Raw genomic sequence first — 11823 nt, forward strand, 5'->3', positions numbered from 1 at the left:
CGATGACTCCCACCGACTCCTCACCGACCCCGCAGCCCTCGGGCCGCACCTGCCTGGTGCTCGACGCCGGCGGTGCCCGCTCGGCGTACCAGGTGGGCGCGCTGGGGGTGCTGCTGCCCGCGCTCGAGGCCGACGGCCACCGCCCGACGCTGCTGGTCGGCACCAGCGCCGGGGCGCTGCTCAGCGCCGCCCTGACCTCCACGGCGCACCTCGACCCGGAGGAGCAGGCGGAGCGACTGCACGACGTGCTGGCCCAGGCCACTAAGAAGAAGGTGATGCAGCCGCTGTGGCGCCAGGCGCCGGTGGTGCTGGCCCGCTACGCCTCCGAGACCCTGGGCCTGACCGGCTTCCGGCTGCGTGGCCTCTTCGGCACCGGCCCGCTCGCCGCGACCCTGCAGCGCGCCATCGACTGGGAGGCACTGCACGACAACCTCGACGCGGGCCGGGTGGAGGCGCTGGCGCTGACCGCCACGGCGGTGCGCACCGGGCGGGTCACGCTCTTCACCGAGGCCACCGCGGCGTACGGCGACCTGCCGGCGCCGCTGGCCCAGCACCACCGCGCCTACGTGCGCGCCCGCATCGGGGTCGAGCACCTGATGGCCTCCTCGGCCATCCCCGCGCTGTTCCCCTCGGTGCAGGTCGACGAGCCGGCCGAGGCCGCCGGCTGGTACGTCGACGGGGCGACCCGGCGGCGGGTGCCGATCGCGCCCGCGGTCGAGCTGGGCGCCGACCGCCTGGTGGTCGTCGGCACCGGCGCGATCCGGCCCGCGGAGGCCGACGCCGAGCGTGACCGCCAGCCCGTCGACCTCGGCGACGGAGGCGCGACCCTGCTGGGGGCGGTGATGGACGACCCGCTGCGCCACGACCTGCGCCGCCTCGCCGACACCAACGTGCTGGCCGCCGATGGCGACCTCGCGCCGCACCTCGACCGGCACCGCCGCGAGCGCGGCCGACCGCCGCAGCGGGTGCTGCCCTACGCCGCCGTGGCCCCCGAGCACGGCGAGGAGCTGGCCCAGCTGGCGATGGACGTCTTCCGCAGCAACCACGGCACCCTGCGCCGCACCCTCGGCGACCCCGACCTGCAGGTCATGCACCGGCTGATGGGCAGCGACAGCCCGCTGCAGGGCGAGCTGCTGTCCTACCTGATGTTCGACCCCGACTTCTTCGACGAGGCCGCCGCGCTGGGCCGCCGTGACGCGCAGCGCTGGCTCGAGGCCAACGACGGGCTGTGGCGCACCGGCCACCTCGACCCGCCCAGCGGCGCCCGCACCTGACCGCGAGCCGGCGCCAGTTCCGCGCGAGCCCGCGCCAGTTCCGGTGCAGATGAGGGTTCAGGCCGGGTCGGCGCGAAGTTCAGGCCGGGTCGGGGTGAAGTTCAGGCCGGGTCAGCGTGAGATCTGGGCCGGGTCAGCGGTGCGGGAGGACGACGGTGGCGCCGCCCGCGCCGGCGCCGGGCTCGCCCAGCGCGGCCAGGCGGCGGGCGCCCTCCTCGAGCCCCACCCGGTCGCGCAGCAGCAGGTCGGGGCGCAGGGTGCCGTCGGCGACCAGGTCGAGGAGGCCGGGGTAGCCGGTGGCCGACAGGCCGTGGCTGCCCAGCACCTGCAGCTCGCGGGCGACCACCAGCCCGAGCGGCGCTCCGGCGTCGGCGTCGGCCCCACCGAGCAGGCCGACCTGCACGTGGCGCCCCCGCGGGCGCAGGCAGAGCAGCGAGGCGCCGGCCACCGCGGCGGCCCCGAAGGCGTCGAGCGAGACGTCGGCGCCACCGCCGGTCAGGTCGAGCAGCGTGTCGACGACCGGCGCGGCGTCCGGGTCGACGGGGGTGGCCCCGAGCCGCGCGGCCAGGTCGCGCGAGGCCGGCGCCGGGTCGACGGCGTACACCTCGGCCCCCAGTGCCCGCGCCACCATCACCGCGGCGAGCCCGACGCCACCGCAGCCGTGCACCACCACCCGCTCGCCCGCGCGCACGGCCCCGACCTGGGCCACCGCGCGGTACGCCGTCGCGACGCGGCAGCCGAGGCCGGCGGCGACGTCGTCGGGCACCTCGTCGGGCAGCCGCACGAGGTTGGTGTCGGCGCGCGGCAGCGCGACCAGCTCGGCGAAGGAGCCCCAGCCGGTGAAGCCGGGCTGCTCCTGCCGCTCGCAGACCTGCTGGTCACCGCGGCGGCAGGTCGCGCACGTGCCGCAGGCCAGCACGAACGGCGTGGTGACCCGGTCGTCGACCCGCACCGAGGAGGCCGCCGCACCGACCTCGACCACCGTGCCGGCCAGCTCGTGGCCCGGCACGTGCGGCAGCCGCACGCCGTCGTCGTGGCCCTGCCAGGCGTGCCAGTCGCTGCGGCACAGCCCGGTCGCCCCGACCCGCACCACGACCCCGTCGCGGGGGCAGGGCGGGTCGGGCAGCTCGGCGACCGCCAGCGGTCCACCGAAGGTCTCCATCAGCACGGCTCTCACGGCGCGGAGCCTACGGTCCGGCCGGGCCGGACGTGCCGTGCCCTCAGGAGGCGTCCAGCGCGGCCAGCTCGTCGGGGGTCAGCTCGATCTCGGCCGCGGCGGCCGAGTCGGTGATCGACTGCGGCCGCTTGGCACCGGGGATCGGGATGACCACGGGCGACTGGGCCAGCTCCCAGGCGAGCGCGACCTGCTGCGCGCTGACCCCGCGGTCCTCGGCGACGCGGGCGAAGGCGGGGTGCTTCTCGGCGAGCTCCTTGGCGTCGGACAGCCCGCCCAGCGGGCTCCAGGGCAGGAAGGCCAGGCCGAGCTCCTCGCACACGTCGATCTCGGGCTGGCTGGAGCGGAAGGCGGGCGAGAACTGGTTCTGCACGCTGACCAGCGCGTCACCGAGCACCGAGTGGGCGAGCCGGATCTGGGCCGGGTCGGCGTTGGAGAGCCCGATGCGCGCGACCTTGCCGGACTCGAAGATCTCGCGGAGCGTGCCCACGACGTCCTCGTAGGCCACGTCGGGATCGGGACGGTGGTGCTGCCACAGCGCGATCTGCTCGACCCCGAGCCGCTCGAGGCTCGCGTCGACGGCCGAGCGCAGGTGGCCGGCCGAGCTGTCCAGCGCCCAGGCGCCCCCGCCGGCGCGCACGTGACCGCCCTTGGTGGCCAGCAGCACCTGGTCACGCACCCCCAGCTCGTCGAGCAGGCCCGCGACCAGGCGCTCGTTGGCACCCTGCGCGTCGGCGCCGAGCTCGTCACCGGGGCCGTAGGCGTCGGCGGTGTCGAAGAGCGTCACGCCCGCGGCGAGGGCCGCGCGCATCGTGTCGAGCAGCTGCTCGCGCGGCTGCGCCCCGGACTGGTCGAAGGTCATCAGGCCCAACCCGATGGCGCCGACCTGGACGCGCCCGACGGTGTCGTTGCCGATCTCTCGTGTCTGCATGTCCCCTGTCTACCCGCCCGGCCCCACCCGCAACCCGCGCAGGCCCCCGGTCACCCCTGGGGGTGTCGAACGCCCCCACGACGGCTGGTGCAGTAGAGGCACCGAACGACGCGGGCCCCGACGGCCCCACCCCCAGGAGGACATCGTGAGCACCGACCTGACCGGCAAGCGCGTGGCATTCATCGTCGCCCAGTCGGGCGTCGAGCAGCCCGAGCTCACCCAGCCCTGGCAGGCGATCGAGGACGCGGGCGCCGAGGCCGTGCTGATCGCCCCCGAGACCGGCAAGGTGCAGGCCTTCGAGAGCGACGTCAACGAGGCCGGCACCTTCGAGGCGACCCTGAGCCTGGCCGACGCCGACCCGGCGACCTTCGATGCCGTGGTGCTGCCCGGCGGCACCACCAACGCCGACCAGCTGCGCGTCGAGGAGGACGCCGTGGCCTTCATGCGCGAGATCGTCGACGCCGGCAAGCCGGTCGCCTCGATCTGCCACGGCCCCTGGACCCTCGTGGAGACCGGCCGGCTCGAGGGCAAGACCCTGACCAGCTTCCCGAGCCTGCAGACCGACATCCGCAACGCCGGCGCGACCTGGGTCGACGAGGAGTCCTTCACCTGCCAGCACAACGGGTGGACCCTGGTCACCAGCCGCAACCCCGGCGACCTCGACGCGTTCTGCGAGGCGGCTATCGCCGCCTTCGCCTGAGGGACCGACCACCCGGCTGCGGGACGACCGGTCACTCGTGCACCACCGACCGGTCAGTCCCGCACCACCGAGCGGTCAGCCGATCAGGATGCCGGCGATCGCGGCGCTCATCAGGTTGGCCAGCGTGGCCGCGAGGATCGCCCGGAGCCCGAGCGAGGCGATGTCGGGACGACGCTCGGGGGCGATGCCCCCCAGCCCGCCGAGCAGGATGCCCAGCGAGCCCAGGTTGGCGAAGCCGGTAAGCGCGAAGGTCACGATGGCGGCGGTCTTGTCGCTGAAGCCCCCGATCACCTCGCCGAGGTTGGCGAAGGCGACGAACTCGTTGACCACCACCTTCTGGCCCACGAAGCTGCCGGCCTCGACCGCCTCGCCCCACGGCACCCCGATGGCCGACATCAGCGGGGCGAAGACGTAGCCGAGGATCTCCTCGATCGTCAGGTCGCCGGCGCCGAACCAGCCGCCGACACCGCCGACGACCAGGTTGACCAGCGCGATCAGGGAGATGAAGGCCAGCAGCATCGCGCCGATGGTCGCGGCCAGCCGGAGCCCGTCGGCCGCGCCGTTGGCGGCGGCGTCGATGACGTTGCGCGCCCGCATCCCGTCGTCGGCCGGCCCCTTGCTCTCGGCGGCCTCCTGCTCGGCGCGCAGCATCTCGTCGGCGCTCGCCCAGTCGTCGCCCGAGCCGGCGACCGACGACCCCTCGTCACCCGCGCCCGCCTCGTCGCCGTCGACGACGCGCTCCTCGGGCAGGATGATCTTGGCCATCAGCAGCGCCCCCGGCGCGGCCATGAAGCTGGCCGCGATCAGGTAGTCGAGCCGCGCCCCGAGCAGCGAGTAGCCCACGAGCACCGACCCGGCGACGGTCGAGAGCCCGCCGACCATCACGGCGAAGAGGCCCGAGCGCGACAGGCCGGCGACGTAGGGCCGGATCACCAGCGGCGCCTCGGTCTGGCCGACGAAGATGTTGGCCGCGGCGTTGGTCGACTCGGCCTTCTCGGTGCCGAGCAGCCAGCCCAGGCCGCCGCCGAGCACCCGCACGACCCGCTGCAGGATGCCGAGGTGGTAGAGCACCGCGGTCAGCGCGGCGAAGAAGACGATGACCGGCAGCACCTGGAAGGCGAAGACCTGCCCCTCCTCGGGCAGCACCGGGCCGAAGAGGAAGCCGATGCCCTCGCGGGAGGAGTCGATGACCGACTGCACCGCCTTCGAGGCGGCCTCGAGAGCACGCTGGCCCACCGACCAGTAGAGGACCACGACGCCGAAGACGATCTGCAGCCCGAGCGCTCCCAGGACCGTGCGCGGCCGGATCGCGCGCCGGTCGCTGGAGACCAGGAAGGCGATCGCCAGCAGCACCAGCATGCCGCCGGCACCCCAGAGGACGTCGATCATCACTTCACCTCTCGCACCCGTGGGTCGTCGACCGGCCGGCCGACGCGTGGGTCATGCTGGCACGCGATCCCACCGAGCCGCAGGAGGCACCGCATGAGCCTGGTCCGAGACGTCCTGGCCAGCGCCCAGCGCCTGCCGCTGGGCGTGCAGGCGTGGGTGTTCATGGTGCTGATGCCGGTCAACCTGGCGGCGCTGGTCGCACTGGGCCAGCCCCTCGGCCCGCTGGTGGCCGCGCTGGCGGTGGGCGCGCTGGCGCTCAACGGCGTCGTGATGGTCCTCGACCGCGGCTTCTCGCTGGCGATGGCGCTGCCCCACGTCGCGCTGTGGGTGCCGCTGCTCGGCCTGGTCGCCTACCTGCTGCTGGGGCGCGACGACGTCGGCGGCGTCTACGCGGCGTACCTCGTGGTGCTGCTGGTCGTCGACGCGGTCTCGCTGCGGTTCGACGTGCCCGACGCCAAGCGCTGGCTCGACGGGCAGCGCGACACCTTCTGACCCCCACGGCCCCGGCCCCGGCCCACCACCCCGAGCCCGTACGCCGCTCAGTCGCGCGCCGCGACCAGGTGGCAGGCGCTGACGTGCTCGTCGACCGCGGGCAGCACCGGCAGCGCGGTGCCGCGGCACGCCTCGGCGACCCCGGCGGCCGCGGCGCTGCCGTCGGCCAGCGCGGGGCAGCGCGGGTGGAACCGGCAGCCGTCGGGGATGCGGGTGGGGTCGGGCACCTCGCCGGTGAGCACGACCTGCTCGCGGCGCTGCGACTCGGGCACCACCGACAGCAGCGCCCGCGTGTAGGGGTGCTGCGGGTCGCCGAGCACCTGCTCGGTGGGCCCCGACTCGACGACCCGGCCCAGGTACATGACCGCGGTGCGGTCGGCGATGTTCCAGGCCAGGCCCAGGTCGTGGGTGACCACCAGGACCCCGAGGCCGCGCTCCTCGCGCAGCCGCAGCAGCAGCGCGAGCAGCTCGCCGCGCACGGAGGCGTCGAGCGAGGAGACCGGCTCGTCGGCCACCAGCAGCCGCGGCTCGAGGGCCAGCGCGCCGGCGATCAGCACCCGTTGGCGCTGCCCGCCCGACAGCTCGTGCGGGTAGCGCAGGTAGAACCGCTCGGGTGGTCGCAGCCCGGCGGCCGCGAGAGCCGCGCCCACGCGCTGCTCCTCGCTCGGCCCGCCGCCGCGGCCACCGGCCAGCCCGTGCAGGCGCAGCCCCTCGGCCACCGACTCGTAGACGGTGTGGCGCGGGTTGAGCGCCCCCGCGGGGTCCTGCAGCACCATCTGCACCTGCCGGCGCACCGCCTTCAGGGCGCGCGCACCACGCCCGAGCGGCACGCCGTCGAGGCGGACCTCGCCGGCCGTGGGGGCCTGCAGGCCCACCAGGGTGCGGGCCAGCGTGGTCTTGCCCGAGCCCGACTCCCCCACCAGGGCGACGATGTCGCCCGAGCGCACGGTCAGGTCGGCGCCGTCGAGCGCGGTCGCGACCGCGCCGCCGCGGGTGCCGAACTCCACGCGCACCCCGCGCGCCTCGAGGGTGCGCGTGCCGAGCGCGGCCGGGCCGGGCGTCGTCTCGATGCTCATGGCTCCCCGATCCTCCAGCAGGCCGCGGTGCGCCCGGGCAGGTGCTCCTCCAACGGCGGTTCCTCGCTGCGGCAGCGCTCCACGGCCCGCGCGCACCGGGGTGCGAACGAGCAGCCGGCGACCGACTCGCGGGGGTCGGGCGGGTCGCCCGGCAGCCCTGCCGGGGCGTAGCGCGAGGCCGGGTCGCCGACCCGCGGGAAGGCCGCCGACAGCGCGGCGGCGTAGGGGTGCAGCGCGCGGCCGAAGACCTCGTCGGCGGGCCCCTGCTCGACCACGCGGCCGGCGTACATGACGGCGATCCGGTCGCAGACGTCGGCGAGGACCGACAGGTCGTGGCTGATCACCACCATGCCGACGCCCAGGTCGCGCACCAGCCCCGAGAGCAGGTCGAGCACCTGCGCCTGCACCATCACGTCGAGGGCGGTCGTCGGCTCGTCGGCCACCACGAGGTCGGGCCGGCAGGCCAGCGCCATCGCGATCATCACCCGCTGGCGCTGCCCGCCCGAGAGCTGGTGCGGGTACGCCGCCGCCCTCGCGGCCGGCAGCCCCACCTGCTCGAGCAGGTCCGTGACGCGCGCGTCGACCTCGTCGTCGCCGACCTCGGGCTCGTGCACCCTGATCGGCTCGCCGATCTGCACGCCCACCCGGCGCACCGGGTTGAGCGAGTGCAGCGCCCCCTGGAAGACGATCGAGGCACCCGCCCAGCGCACCGCCCGCAGGTCGCCCCAGCGCATGGTCAGCACGTCGGCGCCGTCGAAGAGCACCGCGCCGGTGACGTCGGCGCTGGCCGGCTGCAGCCGCAGCACGGTGCTGGCCAGCGTGGACTTGCCGCAGCCCGACTCGCCGGCGATGCCGAGCACCTCGCCGCGCCCGACGCGCAGGTCGATGCCGCGCACCGCGCTCAGCGGTCCCTCGTCGGTGCGGTAGGTGACGTGCAGGTCGCGCACGTGCAGCAGGTCGCTCATCGGCGCTCCCGCAGCCGGGGGTCGAGCACGGACTCCAGCGCCTGGCCGACCAGGGTGAAGGAGAGCACCACCAGCACCACGCACACGCCGGGCGGCACGATGAACCACCACGAGCCGGTGGTGATGGCGCCGACCCGGAAGGCGTCCTCGAGCATCGAGCCCCACGAGACCCGGGTGGGGTCGCCGAGCCCGAGGAAGCTGAGCGTGGTCTCGGCCAGGATCGCCACCGCCACGGTCAGGGTGGTGTTGGCGAAGACCAGCGGCGCCACGTTGGGCAGCACGTGGCGGCGCAGCAGGTGCAGGTGGCCGGCGCCGAGGCCGCGGGCCCGCTCGAGGTAGGCGCGCTCCTTGATCGAGAGGGTCTGGCTGCGGATCAGCAGGGCGGTGCTGGTCCACGACGTCACACCGATCACCAGCGCGATGTTGAGCAGCGAGCGCCCGAGCACGCTGGCCAGCACGATCGCCAGCGGCAGGAACGGGATCACCAGGAACCACTCGGTCAGCCGGAAGAGCAGCGCCCCGGGCCAGCCCCCGAAGTAGCCGGACAGCAGGCCCACCAGGGTGCCGATCACCATCGAGATGACGGTGGCCATCAGCCCGACCAGCAGGCTGACCCGCGCTCCCCAGATCAGCAGGGTCAGCACGGAGCGGCCGTTGTCGTCGGTGCCGAGCAGGTACGCCGTCGAGGGCGGCTGCAGGACCCCGCCCTGGGCGCGGGTCACCGAGAGGCCCTCGGCGTCGGCGATGACGGGCGCCAGCAGGGCCAGCAGCACGAAGCCGGTGAGCACGACCAGGCCGGCGACCCCGGAGCGGTGCCGGCGGAACTCGCGCCACCCCCGCCGCCAGGCGTCGTGGCGGCGCCGGCGGGCCAGCTGCGCTGCGCTGGTGCCCGCGGCGGGGCTGGCGGGGGCGCTCACGTGCGCACCCGCGGGTCGAGGACGCCGTAGAGCAGGTTGGCCAGCAGGTTGGCCAGGATCACGCCGACCGAGGCGACCAGGAAGGCGCCCTGCAGCACCCAGTAGTCGGGGATCTCGAGGGCCTCGGTGGCCAGCAGCCCCAGCCCGGGGATGGAGAAGACCGTCTCGACGGTGATGGCGCCGGCGACCACGAAGCCGAAGTTGAGGGCGATGACGGTGGTGGCGGGCAGCAGCGCGTTGGGCACCGCGTGCCGGTTGCGCACCGCCTGGTCGCGCAGGCCCTTGGCCCGCGCGGTGGTCAGGTAGTCGGAGCCGAGCTCGTCGAGCAGCGAGCTGCGCATGACCAGGGCGTAGTCGGCCAGGTAGGCCAGGGTCAGGGTGAGCACCGGCAGCGTCAGGTGGCGCGCCACGTCGAGCACGCCGCCCGGCGACCACGGGTCGACGTCGACGGAGTGCAGCCCGCCGGTGGGGAACAGCCCGGGCACCGGCCCGAAGCCGACGGCGAGGGTGGCGATCAGCAGCAGGCCCAGCCACCACTCGGGCATCGAGTAGAGGGTGAGCGAGGCGCCGGTGGACAGGCGGTCGAAGCGCTGGCCCCGGGCCCAGGCGCTGCGCACCCCGAGCCACATCCCGACCAGCGCGGCCAGCAGCGTCGAGGTGCCGACCAGCAGCAGGGTCGGCCCGATCCGGTCGACCAGCAGGTCGGCGACCGGCACCCGGTAGCGCAGCGAGATCCCCAGGTCGCCGCTGAGCGTGTTGCCCAGGTAGGTCAGGAACTGCTGGGGCAGCGGCTCGTCGAGCCCGTACGCGGCGTTGAACTGCTCGAGCTGCTCGGGCGAGCTGAAGCGGCCCCGGCCCAGGGTGCGGGCGGGGTCGCCGGGCAGCACCCGGAAGAGGAAGAAGTTGACGACCAGCACGAAGGCGAGGCTGCCCAGGGAGCCCAGCACCTTGCCTCCCGCGTAGCGCCCGTAGCCGCCCCGGGACCGGCGGGCCCGGGGCGGGGCCGCGAGCGCTCCCTCGGGCCCGGCCGCGCTGGCCGCGAGGGTCACTCGCGGTCCTCGGCGGTCCCGCGGCGGCGTACGACGAGGACGGCGACGCCGGCGACCAGCAGCACGACCAGCCCGCCCGCCCCGACCAGCAGCCCGGCGCCCGGGCCCTCCTCGTCACCGGCGGCCGCGGCCTCGGTCGCGCTGGTGGCGCCGTCGCAGTCACCGGCCTCGGCGGCGGGCCGGATCGAGCGGTAGGTGTGGGTGCCCTGCTGGAAGATCCACTGCCCGGTCTCGGCCGGCTGCTGGAGCAGGCAGGCGAAGCGGTCGCTGCGCACCGCCTGGCCGGTGGTGTTGTAGGCCGTGACCAGGTAGGGCGCGTCGCGGAAGAGGGTCTCCTGCATCGTCTTGACCTGCTCGGCGCGCACCTCGGGGTCGAGCTCGGAGCCCTGGGCCTCGAAGAGCGCGTCGTACTCGTCGTCGCAGTACCAGGAGTCCGACCAGTTGCCCCGCTGGTCGCAGGTCATGTAGCTGAGCATCGAGGTCGGGTCGGCGTCGACGAACCAGCCCCACTCGAAGGCGTCGAACTCGCCGGCCAGGATGATGTCGGTGAGCTTGGAGGACTCCACGGTGGTCACCTCCGACTCGATGCCCAGGTCGGCCAGCCACTCCTTGAAGTAGGCCATCACCTTGGTAGAGGTGGCGGAGTCGGAGCGCGCGAAGAGGCGCAGGGTGCCGAGCGGGGAGCCGTCGGGCAGGGTGCGCAGGCCGTCGGCGCCGACGGTGTAGCCCGCCTCGTCGAGCAGCGCGGCGGCACGCTCGGGGTCGTGGGCCAGGTCCTCGGCCGGCGGCTCCCAGTGGAACGTGGCGTAGCCCGGCGGCACGATCGTCGAGCCCGGCCTGCCGGCGCCCTGGTAGACGGTGTCGACCAGCTGCTGGCGATCGAGCGCGAGCCCCACGGCGAAGCGGAACTCGGGGTCGAGCACGGCGGGGTTGGGGTCGCCGATCGGCTCGCCGGTCTCGAGGTCGACCGAGCCGGCGTTGAAGGAGATCTCGTCGAAGCCGGGGGTGTCGGCGTTCTGGGCCAGCACCCCGTCGCGGCCCTCGAGGGAGTCGACCTGCAGCGCCGAGATGCCCTCGACGAAGTCGACCTCGCCCTTGACCAGCGCCTGCACGGCGGGGTCCTCGCTCTTGAAGACCCGGAAGACGACCTCGTCGACGTGCGGGGCGCCGTTCCAGTAGTCCGGGTTGGCCTCGAAGCGGTACGTCGAGCCGCCCGCGGTGCCCTCGACCAGCCGGAACGGCCCCGAGCCGACGACCGGCGCGCCGTCGGTCGGCTCGGCCGCGAACGACTTCATCGCCTCGCCGCTCACCTCCGACCACACGTGCTGGGGCACGATCGGGATCGGCACCATCGGCAGCACGCTGTTGGGCCGCGACAGGCTCATCACCAGCGTCGTGTCGTCGGGGGCCTCGACCTCGGTGACGCCGGCCAGCCACGACTTCCAGGTGGCCGACTCGGGACCCTTGCCCAGCACCCGCGAGTAGGTGAAGGCGAGGTCGTCGGCGGTCAGCGGCTCGCCGTCCGACCAGGTGACGTCGTCGCGGATGGTGAAGCGCCACTCGAGACCGTCGTCGCTGCTCTCCCAGTCGGTGGCCAGCGACGGCTGCAGGGACAGGTCCTCGGTCGAGAAGTCGACGAGGTAGTCGTAGGTCAGCGCCCACATCTCGTAGGACTCGACCTCGATGCCCAGGAAGGGGTTGAAGCTGTCGACCTCGTTGAGCAGCGCGACGGTGAAGCGCGCCGGGTCGCCCCCGCCCGCCGCCGCGGCGCCGCCGGACAGCCCGCCCAGCATGCCGACCGGGAGCAGGCAGCCGGCCAGCAGCCCGGCCAGCAGGCGGCCCGGCCGGACCACTGC

11 protein-coding genes are annotated in these 11823 nt (G+C 74.7%); 3 read left to right on the plus strand and 8 right to left on the minus strand.

Going from position 1 to position 11823, the window contains the following annotated elements:
• Positions 1-2: 2 nt before the first annotated feature.
• Positions 3-1274, plus strand: a complete 1272-nt coding sequence (locus JOE61_RS09230; RefSeq protein ID WP_193669770.1) for a patatin-like phospholipase family protein — start codon at positions 3-5, stop codon at positions 1272-1274.
• Positions 1275-1407: 133 nt separating this feature from the next.
• On the opposite strand, the gene JOE61_RS09235 is transcribed toward JOE61_RS09230, so the two are convergent.
• Positions 1408-2451: an alcohol dehydrogenase catalytic domain-containing protein gene (locus JOE61_RS09235; RefSeq protein WP_193669771.1), complete on the minus strand. Its 1044-nt coding sequence runs from the start codon at positions 2449-2451 to the stop codon at positions 1408-1410.
• Between the two features lie 43 nt (positions 2452-2494).
• Positions 2495-3379, minus strand: coding sequence for an aldo/keto reductase (locus JOE61_RS09240; protein ID WP_193669772.1), 885 nt, complete (start codon positions 3377-3379; stop codon positions 2495-2497).
• Between the two features lie 145 nt (positions 3380-3524).
• Between JOE61_RS09240 and JOE61_RS09245 the strand changes: the two genes are divergently transcribed.
• On the plus strand, positions 3525-4079 hold the full coding sequence (locus JOE61_RS09245; RefSeq protein ID WP_307822900.1) for a type 1 glutamine amidotransferase domain-containing protein: 555 nt from the start codon (positions 3525-3527) through the stop codon (positions 4077-4079).
• Positions 4080-4154: 75 nt separating this feature from the next.
• Here JOE61_RS09245 and JOE61_RS09250 read toward each other — a convergent pair whose 3' ends face one another.
• Positions 4155-5468, minus strand: coding sequence for a NupC/NupG family nucleoside CNT transporter (locus tag JOE61_RS09250; RefSeq protein ID WP_193669774.1), 1314 nt, complete (start codon positions 5466-5468; stop codon positions 4155-4157).
• A 93-nt stretch (positions 5469-5561) separates the two neighbouring features.
• On the opposite strand from JOE61_RS09250, the gene JOE61_RS09255 reads away from it, so the two are divergent.
• On the plus strand, positions 5562-5960 hold the full coding sequence (locus JOE61_RS09255; protein WP_193669775.1) for a hypothetical protein: 399 nt from the start codon (positions 5562-5564) through the stop codon (positions 5958-5960).
• Between the two features lie 47 nt (positions 5961-6007).
• Here JOE61_RS09255 and JOE61_RS09260 read toward each other — a convergent pair whose 3' ends face one another.
• Genes JOE61_RS09260 through JOE61_RS09280 form a run of 5 tightly spaced genes read right to left on the minus strand, consistent with a single transcriptional unit; the run spans position 6008 to position 11820 of the window.
• Positions 6008-7036 carry an ABC transporter ATP-binding protein gene (locus JOE61_RS09260; RefSeq protein WP_204797194.1) on the minus strand — a complete coding sequence of 343 codons (1029 nt, stop codon included), beginning with the start codon at positions 7034-7036 and terminating at the stop codon, positions 6008-6010.
• Positions 7033-8001, minus strand: a complete 969-nt coding sequence (locus JOE61_RS09265) for an ABC transporter ATP-binding protein (protein ID WP_193669807.1) — start codon at positions 7999-8001, stop codon at positions 7033-7035. Before JOE61_RS09265 ends, JOE61_RS09260 begins: the two co-directional genes overlap by 4 nt.
• Positions 7998-8918: an ABC transporter permease gene (locus JOE61_RS09270; RefSeq protein ID WP_193669808.1), complete on the minus strand. Its 921-nt coding sequence runs from the start codon at positions 8916-8918 to the stop codon at positions 7998-8000. The genes JOE61_RS09265 and JOE61_RS09270 overlap by 4 nt, the downstream gene beginning before the upstream one ends.
• Positions 8915-9967 carry an ABC transporter permease gene (locus JOE61_RS09275; protein WP_193669809.1) on the minus strand — a complete coding sequence of 351 codons (1053 nt, stop codon included), beginning with the start codon at positions 9965-9967 and terminating at the stop codon, positions 8915-8917. Before JOE61_RS09275 ends, JOE61_RS09270 begins: the two co-directional genes overlap by 4 nt.
• Positions 9964-11820, minus strand: a complete 1857-nt coding sequence (locus JOE61_RS09280) for an ABC transporter substrate-binding protein (protein WP_193669810.1) — start codon at positions 11818-11820, stop codon at positions 9964-9966. Before JOE61_RS09280 ends, JOE61_RS09275 begins: the two co-directional genes overlap by 4 nt.
• Between the last annotated feature and the right edge of the window lie 3 nt (positions 11821-11823).

The organism is Nocardioides salarius (assembly GCF_016907435.1).
In the GTDB taxonomy this organism is placed as follows: Bacteria; Actinomycetota; Actinomycetes; order Propionibacteriales; family Nocardioidaceae; genus Nocardioides; species Nocardioides salarius.